Origin of the sequence: Escherichia sp. WS1265, from assembly GCF_046487585.1 — a bacterium.
GTDB lineage: Bacteria > Pseudomonadota > Gammaproteobacteria > Enterobacterales > Enterobacteriaceae > Escherichia > Escherichia coli.
Genome location: NZ_JBJQJE010000005.1, coordinates 194,224 through 210,317, shown reverse-complemented (window position 1 = coordinate 210,317; position 16,094 = coordinate 194,224). Strand labels below are relative to the sequence as shown.

The following is a 16,094-nucleotide window of genomic DNA, read 5'->3' as shown; positions in this document are numbered from 1 at the left end:
ATTAGGGATGGCAATTATGCCAATGGAGTTTGAATGGGATGAAAACAAGGCCAAAAGTAATCGGGTGAAACATGGCATCCGCTTTGAAGATGCGGTGTTATTGTTTGATGATCCACAACATTTGTCACAGCAAGAACGCATAGAAAACGGTGAGTATCGCTGGCAGACAATCGGCCTGGTTTACGGCATCGTGGTTATTCTGGTTGCGCATACCATCCGTTTCGAAAGCGGAAATGAAATTATTCGAATCATCAGTGCACGAAAAGCAGATCGTAAAGAGAGGAATCGCTATGAGCATGGTTAAACATAAACGAGGGACCTCCTCTACACTCGATGTGCAGCATGAGGCCGAACTGAAGGCGCTGACGAATAAATCCGACGAAGATATTGATTACAGTGATATCCCACCTTCCAGCGATGAGCAATGGTCTAACGCCGAACGCGGTAAGTTTTATCGGCCATTGAAAACTCAGGCTTCGGTGCGTATTGATGCTGATGTGATGGAATGGTTGAAGCGACCAGGTAAAGGCTATCAAACTCGCCTGAACGCAATTTTACGTGAAGCGATGCTGCGCGATCAGAACAAAAAATAATTCAGGCCGCCACATGGCGGCCATCATCCAAAATTACTTCCTCAACCCCGCAAACGCTGCCCGAATCTCTTCCTCCGGCAACTGAATCCCGATAAACACCATTGTGCTATGTGGTTTTTCATCGCCCCACGGGCGGTCCCAGTCGGCGCTGTAGAGGCGCTGGACGCCCTGGAACAGCAGGCGGTTAGGTTCGCCGTCAATCCACAGCATCCCTTTGTAACGCAGCAGTTTATCTGCCGATTCCAGAAGCAGGTTTTCCATCACCCGGGAAACTTCGCTGATATCTACCGGGTAATCCAGTTCCACCACAATCGACGAAATATCGTTTTGTTTATCCGCGATAAAGTGGAAACGCGGTTTGGTGCTGACGACGTTCTCTTCCAGCATAAAACCGTTGGTGTTGAACAGCAGGCCCAGGTCGATGTCGCCGTGGGTGACGGTGTAGACCGGTGCACGGGCGTTGATGCGCGCCAGGCGTTCACGCAGTTTTTCTGCTTCGCCTGCGACGTCGGTTTTGGTCAGCAGAATACGGTCGGCGTAGCCAACCTGGGACTGGGCGATGGTGAACTGGTTCATCTGCTCGTCGGCATGTACCGCATCCACCAGCGCAATCACACCGTCCAGCAGGTAACGCTGGCATAAAATCTCATGGGAGAAAAAGGTCTGAATAATCGGGCCGGGATCGGCCATGCCGGTGCATTCAATGACCAGACGGTCAAACTGAATATTGCCCTTGTCGAGATTATCCAGCAGGTCGAGTAGTGCGTCTTCCAGCTCGTTGGAGCGCGAACAGCAGATGCAGCCGTTGGTCAGCGTTTTGATCTGCGTGGCGCGGTCGCCAATTAGTTGATCATCAACGGAGACTTCGCCGAATTCGTTTTCAATCACGGCAATCTTGTAGCCGTGTTGTTCGTTAAGAATATGGCGCAGCAGGGTGGTTTTTCCCGCGCCTAAAAAACCGGTGAGTAGGGTAACTGCAATCGGGTTCATGCTCTCTCCATTAACAACAGCGCATACCGCCTTTACCATCGCCGCCGTAGCGCGCGTTCTGGCGTTCGCGGAAGAATTCTTCATAGCTCATGTACGGCTTGTCGGGATGGTTGGTCTTCATATGCTCGACGTAGTTGTCGTAGTCTGGAATGCCAATCAACATCTTTGCCGCCTGGCCGAGATATTTTTTTGCCTGTCCTAAGTTACCAAACATAGTTCACTCTGATAAGAACAAAGCCCCGCCGAAGCGGGGCTAAACACGGTTAGTGGTGCGAAGAGATCTTCACGCCGCCTTCCGGGATTGGAACGTACGGTGTTTCTTTGTCAGTACGTTTGTCGCTGTTACGCACCGCAAGCCAGGTTTTGAAACCGTAGAAGATGATGCTGTACACCACAATCAGGAACAGAATACTCAGGCCCGCGTTGGTGTAGTTGTTCACAACGATGTGGTTCATGTTGGCAATCTGCTGCGCCGTCAGGTCAGTACCGTTAGCAATCTTCTCTTTGTACTGGCTTGCCATGTAGAAGAAGCCTTCCATCTGCGGGTTGGTGCTGAACAGTTTCAGACCCAGCGCCCAGGTGGTGCAGATAAGCAGCCATACAGCCGGAACAACAGTTACCCAGATGTATTGGGTGCGCTTCATCTTAATCAGCACAACGGTGCCCAGTACCAGCGCTACGGCTGCCAGCATCTGGTTGGAGATACCGAACAGCGGCCACAGGCTCTTAACGCCGCCCAGCGGATCGACCACGCCCTGATACAGCAGGTAGCCCCACAGACCCACACAGCCCGCAGTACCGATGATACCGGCAACCAGAGAGTCGGTTTTTTTCAGGAACGGGATGAAGTTACCCAGCAGGTCTTGCAGCATAAAGCGGCCAGAACGGGTACCCGCATCCAGCGCGGTCAGGATGAACAGGGCTTCGAACAGAATACCGAAGTGATACCAGAAGCCCATGTCAGCCATCGGCAGCACTTTGTGGAACACATGAGCGATACCTACCGCCAGCGTCGGCGCACCACCTGCACGGTTCAGGACAGAAGGCTCACCAATGTCTTTCGCGGTTTGCAGGATCTGCTCTGGCGAAATCACGAAGCCCCAGGAGCTGACGGTCGCCGCCGCGTGTGCGGTAACGTCTTTCAGCTGCGCCATGATGAGCGGCGCGTTCTCGCCACCCATTTCATGCAGGTTAGGCATGGTGATGCCAAGGCCCGCAGGCGGGGTATTCATCGCGAAGTAAAGACCCGGTTCGATGATGGACGCAGCAACCAGCGCCATAATCGCCACGAAGGACTCCATCAGCATTGCGCCGTAGCCAATGAAACGCGCGTCGGTTTCGTTAGCCAGCAGTTTCGGCGTCGTACCGGAAGAGATCAGCGCGTGGAAGCCAGATACCGCACCACAGGCGATGGTGATGAACAGGAACGGGAACAGAGCGCCTTTCCACAGCGGGCCAGTACCGTCAATGTACTGGGTCATCGCAGGCATTTTCAGTTCCGGGTTCAGCACCACGATACCCAGCGCCAGGCCGACGATAACGCCGATTTTCAGGAAGGTTGCCAGATAGTCGCGCGGTGCGAGGATCAGCCACACCGGCAGCAGTGCGGAAACAAACGCATAGCCAATCAGCGCGAAGGTAATGGTGGTGTCTTTAAAGGTCAGTGCCGGACCCCAGTACGGATCGTGAGCAATCACGCCACCGAAGTAGATAGAGGCAACCAGCAGCACGATACCAATGACAGAGACTTCACCCACACGCCCCGGACGGATAAAGCGCATGTAGATACCCATAAACAGCGCAATCGGTACGGTTGAGCAAACGGTGAAGACACCCCACGGACTTTCGGCCAGGGCTTTAACCACAATCAGCGCCAGGACGGCGAGGATGATGATCATGATTAAGAAACAGCCAAACAGCGCGATAGTCCCCGGTACTGGTCCCATCTCTTCTTTGATCATCTCACCAAGAGATGCGCCATTACGGCGAGAGGAGATAAACAGCACCATAAAGTCCTGAACCGCACCGGCCAGCACGACCCCCGCCAGCAGCCACAGCGTGCCAGGCAGGTAGCCCATCTGCGCGGCGAGAACCGGACCCACCAGCGGACCAGCACCGGCGATAGCGGCGAAGTGGTGACCAAACAACACGTAACGGTTGGTCGGAACGTAGTTCAGACCGTCGTTGTTAATAACCGCAGGCGTCGCGCGCGTGGGGTCGAGTTTCATCACCTTCTGGGCGATGTACAGACTGTAGTAGCGATACGCCACCAGATACACCGATACAGAGGCGACCACGATCCACAGGGCGCTGACGTGCTCCCCCCGACGTAATGCAACTACCGCGAGGCAGAATGCACCGATGATTCCGAGAATCACCCAGGGTATGTGCTTGAATATCTTTTTAGTATCCATAGTAAAACCTGGCATGTATTGATTAATAGTTGGCCGAAGCCGTTCTAGGTTTGCGTTGCGTTTGAGGAGGTAAATTGACCGCTATCCTGTAGTGATGTTGCCAGAGTTACGCGCGCGTAAAGTAAGGTAAATAACTGAGTGGTTATTTTAGGGATGTAAGCGGTCAGTTTTGCGGTTGAGCGGCAAAGGCGTCGTTTAAGTGACGATAAATATGTGATTCATATCACATATTTATATTGTGAATAATTTATGTAAATAATGGCTTTTTAAATTCAGAGTGTGAATAAAATTACTCGGCGTAATCTCCGCGGGATATTCATAAAGTTTTTCCTTTCCAGGCCGAAAATCTTGCATCGGTCCACAGGAAAGAGAAACTATGTTAAAACGTATCAAAATTGTGACCAGCTTACTGCTGGTTTTGGCCGTTTTTGGCCTTTTACAACTGACATCAGGCGGTCTGTTCTTTAATGCCTTAAAGAATGACAAAGAAAATTTCACTGTTTTACAAACCATTCGCCAGCAGCAATCCACGCTGAATGGCAGCTGGGTCGCGTTGTTGCAGACGCGTAACACCCTCAACCGCGCGGGTATCCGCTACATGATGGATCAGAATAATATTGGTAGCGGTTCAACCGTTGCTGAGCTGATGCAGAGTGCCAGTATTTCGCTGAAACAGGCGGAAAAAAACTGGGCGGATTACGAAGCGTTGCCGCGTGACCCGCGTCAGAGCACCGCCGCAGCGGCAGAGATCAAACGTAATTACGATATTTATCACAATGCGCTGGCGGAGCTGATCCAACTATTAGGTGCAGGCAAAATCAACGAGTTCTTTGATCAGCCGACCCAGGGATATCAGGACGGTTTCGAGAAGCAGTATGTAGCTTACATGGAGCAAGACGATCGGCTCTATGATATCGCCGTCAGCGATAACAATGCCTCCTACAGCCAGGCGATGTGGATTCTGGTGGGCGTGATGATCGTCGTACTGGCGGTCATCTTCGCCGTCTGGTTCGGTATTAAAGCCTCGCTGGTAGCGCCAATGAATCGCCTGATTGACAGCATTCGTCATATTGCAGGCGGCGATCTGGTGAAACCGATTGAGGTGGATGGCTCTAATGAGATGGGGCAACTGGCAGAGAGTTTGCGCCATATGCAGGGAGAGCTGATGCGTACCGTCGGTGATGTGCGCAACGGGGCCAATGCCATCTATAGCGGTGCCAGCGAAATCGCCACCGGCAATAACGATCTCTCTTCGCGCACCGAGCAACAGGCCGCTTCGCTGGAAGAGACGGCAGCCAGCATGGAGCAACTGACCGCAACGGTGAAACAGAACGCCGAGAATGCGCGTCAGGCCAGCCATCTGGCGTTAAGTGCTTCTGAAACGGCGCAACGCGGCGGCAAAGTGGTGGATAACGTAGTACAGACCATGCGCGATATCTCCACCAGTTCGCAGAAAATCGCCGATATTATCAGCGTAATTGACGGCATTGCCTTCCAGACCAATATTCTGGCTTTGAACGCGGCGGTTGAAGCAGCGCGCGCGGGTGAGCAAGGGCGCGGTTTTGCGGTGGTCGCGGGTGAAGTGCGTAATCTGGCTCAGCGCAGCGCTCAGGCGGCTCGTGAAATTAAAAGCCTGATTGAAGACTCGGTGGGGAAAGTAGATGTTGGCTCTACGCTGGTCGAAAGCGCAGGGGAAACAATGGCGGAGATTGTCAGTGCCGTGACCCGCGTGACGGACATTATGGGCGAAATTGCTTCTGCTTCTGATGAGCAGAGCCGTGGTATCGATCAGGTTGGCTTAGCGGTTGCTGAGATGGACCGGGTAACTCAACAGAACGCTGCGCTGGTGGAAGAATCTGCCGCTGCCGCCGCCGCGCTGGAAGAGCAGGCCAGTCGCCTGACCGAAGCTGTGGCAGTGTTCCGGATTCAGCAACAGCAGCAACAGCAGCGTGAAACATCGGCTGTGGTAAAAAACGTGACGCCAGCTACGCCGCGTAAAATGGCAGTGGCAGATAGCGGGGAGAACTGGGAAACGTTTTAATCGCCATAAAAATGCCCGATAAGCAAAATGTTATCGGGCATAGGGAGTTTAATCTTTACGCGGGTCGTTGATCGGCTGACGAACCAGGAAGATGTACGCCAGTGCTCCCGCTGCGGTGACGCAACCGCAGATGATTAGTGCCAGACGGAATGAGTGGGTGGTATCAACAATAAAACCAGTAATGATCGGCGCAAAAGAGGCGCAGATGAAGCTGGCAAAGTTCTGGATACTGCCCACCGACGCCGTCATGCGAGAAGCAACTGCGACGTGGATCAAGCCCCAGCAGGATGTTCCGGCAAAGTGAATACAGAACAGTGCCATGCCAATCAGCAGAACCGCCGTCATGGATGTTGTCGCTTGCGGTACGACCAGCGTAAAGGCGGCAGAACAGAACATCCCGGCAATAATGCAGATCTTACGGCTTTTAATCGGAGCCATTCCCCCTTTGACCAGCCAGTCAGTAACGTAACCGTTGACCAGCATCCCGGCAGCCCCAAACAGGAAAGGGATAGCCGCCATCAACCCTGTGCTTTTTAAATCCAGGTTATAGGCTGTTTGCAGGTAACCAGGAAGCCAGGCCAGATACAGCCACGCAGTGTAGTTGATGCCACTGAATCCGAGCATCATTCCCCACATTGTGCGGTTACGGAACAGGCTGCGCCATTCGGCAAAACTGAGCGGATCTCGGCGGGCATTGACGCTACCTGCATTGAGATAAGCTTGTTCAACGGCAGTCAGTTCTACGTGCTCGCGGTTGCGATAGAGCATATACCAGCCAATGGCGAGAAAAATCCCCAGCACACCAATGGTAATAAACATCCCACGCCAGCCCATCACCAGCATCATCGCCGCCAGAATCGGTGGGCTTACGGCAACGCCAATGGTAGAAGCTGCGTTGAAGAAGCCCATCGGGCGTCCGCGCTCTTTGATGTTGAACCAGTCGTTAATGACTTTTACGCCACATGGGTTCATCGGCGCTTCACCAATCCCCATACCGATACGCACCAACACGAACTGCGTAAAGCTGTGCACCATGCCAGACATGGCCTGGAACAGTGACCAGAAGAACATCCCCAGTCCCAGCATCAGGCGTGGGCCTTTACGATCCAATAGTGGGCCGCAAGGAAGTTGCGCAATCCCGTAAGCGAGTGAAAACACGGAGAGCAAAGCGCCGATTTCGGTGGCACTTAATCCCAATTCTTCACGAATCGTTAAATTTGCTACCGACAGCGAACTGCGGTCGAGATAATTGATTACCGCCGCAAAAAATAATAACAACATGGCGGTGGTTTGAATGCGTTTAATTCGGGTACTGCGTTGAACTAATCCATCTGGTGGCACGGGAATATCTGCCGACGAAGATGGAGTAAATGAAGAACGCGGATCGAGGGTGATATTTTCTTTTTCCACGCCGGACTCCTGTATTTATAATTTTAATTGTTTACGTAATTGTGCATTACGCAAGGTTGACATTAACGGCAGGTTAAAGTTTTAGGACTTTACTACCGCTCACAAAAACATTTTTAGTCGACTGATTGTGAGCATAGGTAAGCGGGAATTTCCCGGTATTTATCTTTTAATAAAACCGTGCACCCGCTAATAGTTTGCTGTTTTTAATCCGTACTTAATGAGCATAACGCGTGTTCTCATTAATGGATCGAATCATTGATTGTTTAGCTGAATTCAAATGGTTACGGAGCGCAAGGGTGGCATCAAGGTCACTGCGGCAAATCAGAGCGCTGAGAATGGTCATATGCTCATCGACGGCAATGATATTGCGCTGTTTAAGATCGCTTTCGTCCCATTGATAGTGAAAATGAAAGATGACTGAGATGATCTCAAGAGATTGATCAAAAAAGATATTGTCGGCAGCTGAAAGCAGTAAGGAGTGAAAATCTCTGTCAAGTTGCGAGAACATGCGAAAGCTATTGCCGATGTTGTCACGCAGTAGCCGATGACGTTCGAGCATGGTTTTCGCCTGCAGCCAGCGGGGATCATGATCAGGCAGGTTGAGAAAGTGCTGAAGTGAATGTGTTTCGAGCATTTCGCGTAGTTCAAACAGCTGCTCGGCGTAGGATTGATCGAATTGCTTCATGCTCCACTGGCCGCGCTTTTCGCTTTGAATAAGATTATAACGGCCGAATTTTAAAAGATATTCTCTTACTACAACCGGGCTGACACCCGCGGCCCGAGCCAGTTGCAGTTCAGAAAAAGTTTCCCCAGGGCGTAACTGGCGCTGGTTTATCATCGTGAAAAAAGCCTGCTCAAACACTTTGTTTTGTTCACTCATTGAAGCGGTAGTACAGGCGAAACCGTCATCATGGTCAGGTTTACGCGCAATCACATAGTCGTTTCCAACCTGCGTTAAGACGCCGCATTCGCGTAAGTGGCTGAGAATATGACGCACTGTAGTGCGGCTGATGTTGTACATTTCCGCCAGCGCACTTTGCGATGGAAGTGGGGAAGGGATATGACCCCGCGCCATATCATCAATGACCTGGTTAATCACATTGTGGCGTAAATTTTGTGAACGACTCATATTTTCCTCCTTGTGAGTCCATTAAAACCCGATTTAAAACATTTTTATGCGTGTGTTTTCACAAAACAGATTTTCCGTTCCGCTGCCATTTTTCATTTTCATTGATATCTAAGGCAACAAAAAATGGAGAGCCGAATCATGTCTACGATGAATGTTTTAATTTGCCAGCAGCCGAAAGAATTAGTCTGGAAACAACGCGAGATACCTATTCCGGGTGACAATGAAGCATTAATAAAAATTAAGTCTGTCGGGATTTGCGGTACCGATATTCATGCCTGGGGTGGAAATCAACCATTTTTTAGTTATCCACGTGTTTTAGGCCATGAAATATGTGGGGAGATTGTTGGGCTGGGTAAAAATATTGCTGATCTTAAAAATGGTCAGCAAGTTGCTGTGATCCCTTATGTTGCCTGTCAGCAATGCCCGGCGTGTAAAAGCGGGCGTACCAATTGCTGTGAAAAAATTTCAGTCATTGGCGTGCATCAGGATGGCGGTTTTAGTGAGTATTTGAGCGTGCCGGTGGCGAACATTTTGCCCGCAGACGGTATTGACCCGCAGGCGGCCGCATTGATTGAACCTTTCGCTATTAGCGCTCATGCGGTGCGTCGCGCAGCCATTGCTCCCGGCGAGCAGGTGCTGGTGGTCGGGGCGGGGCCAATCGGTCTGGGCGCGGCGGCAATCGCTAAAGCTGATGGCGCACAGGTGGTGGTGGCGGATACCAGTCCAGCGCGCCGTGAACATGTGGCAACGCGTCTGGAGTTGCCCGTGCTGGACCCGTCAGCCGAAGATTTTGACGCGCAGCTGCGGGCGCAGTTTGGTGGTTCGCTGGCGCAGAAAGTGATCGACGCGACAGGTAATCAACATGCGATGAATAACACCGTGAATTTGATTCGTCACGGCGGCACGGTGGTATTTGTCGGCCTGTTTAAAGGTGAGTTGCAGTTCTCCGATCCGGAATTCCATAAAAAAGAAACGACGATGATGGGTAGCCGCAACGCCACGCCGGAAGATTTTGCTAAAGTCGGTCGACTGATGGCGGAAGGAAAAATCACTGCTGACATGATGTTAACCCATCGCTATCCGTTCGCCACGCTGGCAGAAACCTACGAGCGCGATGTGATTAACAATCGTGAGTTGATTAAGGGTGTAATTACTTTCTGATAAGGCGAGATTATTAAAGTTGCCATGCAGCGTCCGGGGAAGTGTTGGGCGCTGTTTTTTTTTCTGTTTCTCAATGATGTTTTGTAGGCCGGAGAAGATGTGTAGGTCGCACCTTATGCGACCTACACATCAGTCAGAAATTACCCTTCACGTTCCACAACTTTAATTTCCACCATGCCGATCCCGAGCTTACGCGGCGAGTGTCCGAGGATATTCCCTTCGTTGGTTGAGACAGGTTCCGGCGGCACAATTACCAGTGTGTCGGCATCGGTTGGGTTATCGAAATGCAGTGTGGTGGTGGTCACTTCATTGCCCAGCACAAGAGTTTGTTCTTCATTGCCTACGCGTACCGGAATAGGACGGCTGGCGTTATTGCCGTATGCTTTGGCGGTAATCACCAGGTCAAATTTCTTCGGCAGCGGATGCTTGTACTCGATTTTTACTTCATCGCCCAGCTGCGCGTTGGACCAGCGGCCCCACGACTCTGGACGGGAAATCCCACTAAACTGTTTCACCTCTTCTGGCGCACCGGCGACGTTGAAGATGAAACTGTCGGCTTTGTAGCGAATATCGTTATCAACAATTTTCAGCGTATCGACATTGCCTTTATAACGCGCCATGTCGATGACCGTATCTTTAAATGCCGTTTTGCCCTGCCATGTTGTTTTGTCAACATGCTGAACAATTTGCTGACCGCCAAGCTGCCCTTGCGAGACACACCAGTCGGTGGAGAGTGCCAGTTCCGGAGCCCAGAGTTGTGCCATCTTATAGCAACGGTCAACCCAGACGAAATTGTCGCGTGGAGCGAAATCGGCCAGCTGGAAACGCAGCGGTGCTGAGTATTCGCTTTCCGGCAGCGGTTCCACGCGTTTGTCTGAAACCCGCAACAGCAGCGGCAAACGGAAATGGCTACCCGAGAAGGCAATCATGTTTTTCTGCTGGTCGATGGTGAACTCTTTCATCTCTTTAGGGAATTTCCACAGGCGGATGATATCCGGCTTCCACGCCAATGTTTTCTCTTTGATATTGAGGAAGATTTCCGACATTGACTGCCCGGATAAACTGCTACGACCAAGTCCGAGATAGTTATCGCCACCGAGAATGTCCAGCACCGTCGCGCCGTTATCCATCGTGTTACGCTTCACTGCCAGCGTCTCTTGCTGCGGCTTGTCGCCACGAATGACAAAAAACAGGTTATTGCGATCCTGCTTATTGAGGTATTTCCACGCCGTGTTGTTCATCGCTAAATGGTCAGAAGAGACGACGATGACGGTATCTTTAAACCACGGTGACGCTTTGATTTTGTTGATAAACGCCGCGATATTCTCCTGGCTGCAACTTACCGCGCTGAATGACTGGTTCGGCTTACCGTCAAAATCATATTTTTTGCGGTTACAGGTACGCGAGATAAAACCATCCGGGTGATGGGTATCGACTGTCAGGGTAAACAGTGAGAATCGCTGACCAGAACGGGAAAGCTCTTCAAACTTTTTCCACGCTTCATCGAGAACGGTATCGTCGTAGAATCCCCAGTCGTTGCGATAGTGCGGGTCGGCCACCACGCTTTTCAGCTCTTCTGAGCCGTATAAATGGTCGAAACCGTGCGACTTCAGGAACACATCTTTACCGGCAAAACGCAGATTCGTGCCCTGCACGAAATAGTTCTGATAACCCGAGTTTTTCAGGATATCGCCCAGACAGATGTTCTGCGGGAAGAAGCTGGAAACAGAAGCGGAGGCGTTGCCTTCAAAGGGGGCAAACAGCGGTATGCCGCACTGAGAAGCCACCATGCCCGCAATCGTGTAATCCGTTCCTGGCAGCTGCTGCGTGTGGCTGAAATCCAGGCCTTCATTTTTCAACGCGCCCAGTTCAGGCGTGAGATCCGGGAAAGCTTCGTTATCAAAATAGGTTCGCTCGAGACTTTCGCCGTAGATATAAACCAGGTTGAGTTTCGGGTCAGGGATAGTTTTCGACGGCTCTTTATAATAAGCCGCAAAGTCCGGGTCGCCGTCGCGTGACTGGGATTTCACCAGTTCCGTTATCTGACGAAATGCCGGGCTGGCGTCCACCGAACCCAGCGCCAGTAAGAGCGCCAGCAGGCTGTAACCAAAATGGTGCGGATGATGACGACGACGGCGCAGGATCCAGCCCAGCGCACCGAACACCGCCGTCAGCCCCAGCACAATGCCGATACCCGGCAGGATGTATTTGCTGACGCCAGCACCGGTCAGGCTATTGGTTAAGGTATAGAGAACCGCGTCGTTAATACCATCGCCAGTAAAATAGTCGCTGGCAAACAGGGTGATATTTAAAACGACAAATAGCCCCAGCACCGTTAATGTGGCTGCAAACCACCAGGTGTTACGTCCCGCTTTCCATGCGTAAATCAGCACAGAGGCGAGAAAAAGGGCGAAAGAGAGTAGTTCTGACAACGGGCGATCCTCACTAAACCGGGCCGTTTAGCCAACGTTTAAGCTTTTTGAGAAGCACAATGTAATGGCGTCGCCATATTGCTGCAATTCTAGTGTCAAAAAAATGCGATGTTGTTAGGAATTAGTTTATAAACAGACTTTTTTGATCGCGGTCGCTTCCCGTGTAACAGGGGGAAAACCGTCCAGGAGCAGGGAAAAGGGCAGGAGAGAGCCGCGTCAGCCGGGTAACAGCTAAAACGCGGCGTTTCGCTGTTCAGGAAATGAAGTTCAGCCCCTGCTTTAACACCAGATCGCAGGCTTTGGTTTTCACCTTTTCTGCCAGCGGAGTCGTTCCGATGTTATCCAGATTGAGTTGCTGACCATCTTTGGTTTTCAGCAAACCCTGAATGCCATCCAGATAGTTGGTGTCTTCTTTTTGTTCTTCACTGTTCAGGCCCAGCTTTTCCAGCACCTGGTTCTTGATGTTTTCGGCATCGGTTACCGACGCCAGCTTTTGCTTCGCGCAGTATTGCAGAATGCCTGCGGCATTGTTCATGTTATCTGCGCTTAAGGCCTGGTTCCCGCTGCTAAGCAAGTTAGTTAATGACGCGAGCGACCAACCGCCTTCCTGTGTCGTGCTGTTTTGGTTGCCAAGTTCGCTGGCGGCGCTGGAGAGCGCATCTTTCCAGGACGCAGCATGCACCCCGGTGGAAATTAATGCGCTGGCGGCAATGGCACAGCACAGAAGATGTTTAACAGTTTTCATCATCATTACTCAAGGTGGAATTGTGTCGCAGTATACCGCCAGAAACGGGGATTAATACTCTTTACCTGTTACCCGGCTACGGTAGCTATCCCAGTTGAAGATCACCCACAAACTGTTACCCAGGCGCATACGGTCCATCACGCGTTCGCCCAGCAACTTGGTCATCTCTTCCATATTACTGTTGGTCAGCATCCCGGTTGGGCGTTTGGAAGAAGAGCGGCGATCGACGATCTGGTTGATGATCACTTTTTCGTATTTCGATTCGGTCTGCACGCCGATCTCATCGATCACCAGCAGATCAACGTTGCTCAGATCGTTAAGCAGTTGTTCTTCGCTGGTACTGCTATTCCTGAAGGTATCTTTCATCGCCGACATAATATCGGCCACGGTGATGATCAATACGGATTTACCGCGTAGCAGCAGCTCGTTGCAGATTGCCGCCGCCAGATGGTTTTTGCCGGTTCCTGGCTTACCAGAAAAGATGAAGCTGGCGATGTTGCCGTCAAACTCTTCGACATACTGGCGCGCTTTGCTTAACGCATTCATCTGCCCTTCACACTCAACGCGATAGTTCTCAAAGGAGCAGTTCTGATGCAGTGGACGAATACCGGAGCGGTTAAAGGTGCGCTGCATTTTCATCGCCCGATTTTCACGTTCGAGAGCGGCGGAGCGGATCGCCCCTTGTTCTTTCTGCCAGGCCAGTAGCTCTTCACCCGTTTTGAATGCAGGTTTGATATGGGCAGGCATCATTTTTTGCAGGCGTTGCATCAGGTCGCCAACGTTTTTCATCGTTACCCTCTGAATCCTGGTGGAATTTGGCTGTCAGGTTCGCTGACCGTATTCACATCTCGTTTCGGCAGTCCGCCGTTGCTGGCACGACCGATTTGCAGGCTGCGCGCCAGTTTTTGTTGCCACTGCACATGGTGAAAGACTTTACCTTCCGCCTGCCAGTAGGCAATGAATGAGGCCAGTTCTTCGGTGGTCACCGGCTCTCTTAGTGCCACGCCCCATAGCGCCGCCAGGCGGATAAAGTCGGCATCGGGTTGCCAGTCCGGATACATGGCGAATTTCCCCATGGGTACAGCAACGGGAGCGGCTTGCGGTTCCTGATAGAGTTGATCGTCCAGAGCGACATCGCTTCCCGGACGCGCCAGCTTTTCTTCCAGCGCCAGCAGTTCAGCCAGGCGTGCAGGCGTGACGGCATAAAACGCCGGGGCATTGTTAGCAAATACGGCAACCACACCGCCTTCAGCTTTTGCCAGAACGGTTTGGTGATCGTGTACCAGGGCGTCAATACCAACGACGTCCGGGGTCAAAACTCTGGAAGACATACTGTTTCTCAAATATGGAACGATGAACGAGAAGGGAGATAACTTTTATAGTAACACACGGAGGAGAGGAGGCTGTCTCTCATCCGTGTGCTTAAGCGAGGCAATTTTATACGCGAGGGCGCTTGCGGTACAACCATAATCCAGGAATGGAAAGACCGATGGATAACGCACCAACAATCGATGAAGCTGTAAGAAAGTTGGTTAACAGGGTAATCATCAACGGTTCGCTATAACCTAACTGGCTGATTTTTACCGCCGAAATCATTGCGGTATAAGCCGATATGCCCGGGAACATAGGGATAACGGCCGCCACGGTAAACACTTTCGGATGCGCCAGATACCAGCGCGACCATTGAATACCAATGGTGCCGACCAGCATAGAAGCCATAAAAGTTGACCACTCAATATTCAGCCCGCTGGTCATTAAGATCATTCGTGAACCATGGCCAATCGCGCCAAGCAGCGCACACCAGCGTAACGCCCGCACGGGAACGTTGAACACCATCGCAAAGCCGACCGCTGGAATGGCGGCGAGGATCATATCCTGCGCCAATGCAAACAGAAACTCGATCACACCCATCCGCGTAGCCCCCAAATCGTCAGTGCCATCACCACGCCGACGCAGGTAGCCAGCGTCAGCAGACTGGCGATCGCCCAGCGTGCCAGTCCGGTATTGATGTGGCCTTTAAACATATCGGCGACGGCATTAATCAACGGAAAGCCCGGCACCAGCAGCAGAACGCTGGCGGCCATCGCAATGGTGGGTGTATCGCTGAAAGTGGGGAGTTGCAAAAGCAATCCGGAAATGGTGGTGGCGGCGAAAGCGGTAAGGCAAAAGTTGATCTGTGGATGAAGATGACGTTGTGCCAGCAGCTGGCGGATATACATCGCGGTCGTACTGGCAAAGAAGGTGATGACGGCACCATCCCAGCCACCGTTATTGAGTTTACAGAAACAGGCGCAAGAAAGGCCAACCATTAAGGCTACCAGCCATCTTGGGTAACGTAATGGCTGAATTTGGCTAAATCGTTTCTCTACGCCTTTGTAATCCAGCAGATGATGCTCCGCAAGAATCACAATGTGCTGGACTTCAGTCACCACATGCATATTAATGCCGCGATCGTGATTTTTTCGTGTCGATGTCAGGCATTGCCCATCTTTAATAGTTGTCAGCACTATGGCGTTCGAAGAGATAGAACTTTCGACGCTGTCCATTCCCAACGCCCGACCCAGTCGTGAGGAAAGCTCATCAACCAACGCGCTTTCCGCACCATGTTGCAAAAGAAATAATCCACACTGGATACAAAGCCGCGTTACGGCTCGCTGTTGCTCAGTTTGCATAACTCGCCCTTTGTCATAGACGTGCTGCGTATTGTTCAGATAATGAGAATCCATTTGTATCATGAAGCACGGTTGTTTTGCGGTAGGTTAAGATCAAAATTGCGCTGATTAATCCTGGTTATCGGGACAAGCTCGGTGATAAAAAGCGAATTATCTCTCGCCGCAAACAAACTATCACATGAATATTATCACTATAATGAATTTATTGTTTTAGCCTTTACGGGTCAGGATAATAGATAGCTGGGCGCGTTTTTTAGTGTTAACAAGTTAAAATCATCAGATTTTATTGAATAAATATTGATTGTGTGATTCCCGCATTCTGCGGGAAGGGATATCATTTAATTATAAATTAAATGAATGTGATTTCTGTTTTTCATTAAGTATTCCTAACAACTTAATGTAGATATTTTAAATGTCTCCAGGCTATTTCACCAGGTTATCATTTGATGCTAACCTTCTGACACATGCAGTGGAGTTGTTGTGCAGCAGGAGTATGCTGATATGAAA

The 16,094-nt window shown here is 51.1% G+C and carries 15 protein-coding genes; 4 read left to right on the top strand and 11 right to left on the bottom strand.

Annotated features, from left to right (window positions below):
- Window positions 1-16 precede the first annotated feature (16 nt).
- Window positions 17-304 (top strand): BrnT family toxin, encoded by a 288-nt coding sequence (locus ACJHX3_RS07465; RefSeq protein ID WP_001297643.1) that lies wholly within the window; start codon window positions 17-19, stop codon window positions 302-304.
- Complete coding sequence (locus tag ACJHX3_RS07460; protein WP_000063160.1) at window positions 291-593, top strand: BrnA antitoxin family protein; 303 nt, start codon at window positions 291-293, stop codon at window positions 591-593. The genes ACJHX3_RS07465 and ACJHX3_RS07460 overlap by 14 nt, the downstream gene beginning before the upstream one ends.
- A 33-nt stretch (window positions 594-626) precedes the next feature.
- Here ACJHX3_RS07460 and yjiA read toward each other — a convergent pair whose 3' ends face one another.
- Genes yjiA through btsT form a run of 3 tightly spaced genes read right to left on the bottom strand, consistent with a single transcriptional unit; the run spans window position 627 to window position 3,997 of the window.
- Window positions 627-1,583, bottom strand: a complete 957-nt coding sequence (gene yjiA, locus ACJHX3_RS07455; RefSeq protein ID WP_001297640.1) for a GTPase — start codon at window positions 1,581-1,583, stop codon at window positions 627-629.
- A gap of 10 nt (window positions 1,584-1,593) precedes the next feature.
- Window positions 1,594-1,797 (bottom strand): YbdD/YjiX family protein, encoded by a 204-nt coding sequence (locus tag ACJHX3_RS07450; RefSeq protein ID WP_000467859.1) that lies wholly within the window; start codon window positions 1,795-1,797, stop codon window positions 1,594-1,596.
- 49 nt (window positions 1,798-1,846) lie between these two features.
- Window positions 1,847-3,997, bottom strand: a complete 2,151-nt coding sequence (gene btsT, locus ACJHX3_RS07445) for a pyruvate/proton symporter BtsT (RefSeq protein WP_001340937.1) — start codon at window positions 3,995-3,997, stop codon at window positions 1,847-1,849.
- Window positions 3,998-4,373: 376 nt separating this feature from the next.
- Between btsT and tsr the strand changes: the two genes are divergently transcribed.
- Window positions 4,374-6,038 (top strand): methyl-accepting chemotaxis protein, encoded by a 1,665-nt coding sequence (gene tsr / locus ACJHX3_RS07440; protein ID WP_000919540.1) that lies wholly within the window; start codon window positions 4,374-4,376, stop codon window positions 6,036-6,038.
- A gap of 48 nt (window positions 6,039-6,086) precedes the next feature.
- On the opposite strand, the gene ACJHX3_RS07435 is transcribed toward tsr, so the two are convergent.
- Together ACJHX3_RS07435 and ACJHX3_RS07430 are read right to left on the bottom strand one after the other, a co-directional pair.
- Entirely contained in the window at window positions 6,087-7,448 is a 1,362-nt protein-coding gene (locus tag ACJHX3_RS07435; RefSeq protein WP_000410144.1) for an MFS transporter, read from the bottom strand.
- Window positions 7,449-7,662: 214 nt separating this feature from the next.
- Window positions 7,663-8,577, bottom strand: coding sequence for a GntR family transcriptional regulator (locus tag ACJHX3_RS07430; RefSeq protein ID WP_000091572.1), 915 nt, complete (start codon window positions 8,575-8,577; stop codon window positions 7,663-7,665).
- Window positions 8,578-8,715: 138 nt separating this feature from the next.
- Here ACJHX3_RS07430 and lgoD point away from each other — a divergent pair, with 138 nt between their 5' ends.
- Window positions 8,716-9,738, top strand: a complete 1,023-nt coding sequence (gene lgoD / locus ACJHX3_RS07425; RefSeq protein ID WP_000106033.1) for an L-galactonate oxidoreductase — start codon at window positions 8,716-8,718, stop codon at window positions 9,736-9,738.
- A gap of 140 nt (window positions 9,739-9,878) precedes the next feature.
- Here lgoD and opgB read toward each other — a convergent pair whose 3' ends face one another.
- The 6 genes from opgB to ACJHX3_RS07395 form a co-directional block, all read right to left on the bottom strand.
- Entirely contained in the window at window positions 9,879-12,170 is a 2,292-nt protein-coding gene (gene opgB, locus ACJHX3_RS07420) for a phosphatidylglycerol--membrane-oligosaccharide glycerophosphotransferase (protein ID WP_094321722.1), read from the bottom strand.
- Window positions 12,171-12,423: 253 nt separating this feature from the next.
- Window positions 12,424-12,918: a DUF2501 domain-containing protein YjjA gene (gene yjjA / locus ACJHX3_RS07415; RefSeq protein ID WP_001308243.1), complete on the bottom strand. Its 495-nt coding sequence runs from the start codon at window positions 12,916-12,918 to the stop codon at window positions 12,424-12,426.
- A 48-nt stretch (window positions 12,919-12,966) separates the two neighbouring features.
- The gene (gene dnaC / locus ACJHX3_RS07410; RefSeq protein ID WP_000799913.1) at window positions 12,967-13,704 is read right to left on the bottom strand and encodes a DNA replication protein DnaC; all 738 of its coding nucleotides are present in this window, start codon (window positions 13,702-13,704) and stop codon (window positions 12,967-12,969) included.
- A gap of 2 nt (window positions 13,705-13,706) precedes the next feature.
- The gene (dnaT, locus tag ACJHX3_RS07405) at window positions 13,707-14,246 is read right to left on the bottom strand and encodes a primosomal protein DnaT (protein WP_000098818.1); all 540 of its coding nucleotides are present in this window, start codon (window positions 14,244-14,246) and stop codon (window positions 13,707-13,709) included.
- Window positions 14,247-14,352: 106 nt separating this feature from the next.
- Window positions 14,353-14,826 carry a threonine/serine exporter gene (locus tag ACJHX3_RS07400; RefSeq protein WP_000538176.1) on the bottom strand — a complete coding sequence of 158 codons (474 nt, stop codon included), beginning with the start codon at window positions 14,824-14,826 and terminating at the stop codon, window positions 14,353-14,355.
- A complete protein-coding gene (locus ACJHX3_RS07395) occupies window positions 14,817-15,587 on the bottom strand; it encodes a threonine/serine exporter ThrE family protein (protein ID WP_001341281.1) in 771 nt (256 codons plus the stop codon). The genes ACJHX3_RS07400 and ACJHX3_RS07395 overlap by 10 nt, the downstream gene beginning before the upstream one ends.
- Window positions 15,588-16,094: the final 507 nt, after the last annotated feature.

Bases quoted from the DNA above. Each gene is read 5' to 3' on its own strand.
- dnaC (WP_000799913.1), bottom strand. From the start codon at position 13,704: ATGAAAAACGTTGGCGACCTGATGCAACGCCTGCAAAAAATGATGCCT.
- dnaT (WP_000098818.1), bottom strand. From the start codon at position 14,246: ATGTCTTCCAGAGTTTTGACCCCGGACGTCGTTGGTATTGACGCCCTG.
- ACJHX3_RS07400 (WP_000538176.1), bottom strand. From the start codon at position 14,826: ATGGGTGTGATCGAGTTTCTGTTTGCATTGGCGCAGGATATGATCCTC.
- tsr (WP_000919540.1), top strand. From the start codon at position 4,374: ATGTTAAAACGTATCAAAATTGTGACCAGCTTACTGCTGGTTTTGGCC.
- ACJHX3_RS07465 (WP_001297643.1), top strand. From the start codon at position 17: ATGCCAATGGAGTTTGAATGGGATGAAAACAAGGCCAAAAGTAATCGG.
- yjiA (WP_001297640.1), bottom strand. From the start codon at position 1,583: ATGAACCCGATTGCAGTTACCCTACTCACCGGTTTTTTAGGCGCGGGA.
- yjjA (WP_001308243.1), bottom strand. From the start codon at position 12,918: ATGATGAAAACTGTTAAACATCTTCTGTGCTGTGCCATTGCCGCCAGC.
- ACJHX3_RS07450 (WP_000467859.1), bottom strand. From the start codon at position 1,797: ATGTTTGGTAACTTAGGACAGGCAAAAAAATATCTCGGCCAGGCGGCA.
- ACJHX3_RS07460 (WP_000063160.1), top strand. From the start codon at position 291: ATGAGCATGGTTAAACATAAACGAGGGACCTCCTCTACACTCGATGTG.
- ACJHX3_RS07430 (WP_000091572.1), bottom strand. From the start codon at position 8,577: ATGAGTCGTTCACAAAATTTACGCCACAATGTGATTAACCAGGTCATT.
- ACJHX3_RS07395 (WP_001341281.1), bottom strand. From the start codon at position 15,587: ATGCAAACTGAGCAACAGCGAGCCGTAACGCGGCTTTGTATCCAGTGT.
- btsT (WP_001340937.1), bottom strand. From the start codon at position 3,997: ATGGATACTAAAAAGATATTCAAGCACATACCCTGGGTGATTCTCGGA.
- lgoD (WP_000106033.1), top strand. From the start codon at position 8,716: ATGTCTACGATGAATGTTTTAATTTGCCAGCAGCCGAAAGAATTAGTC.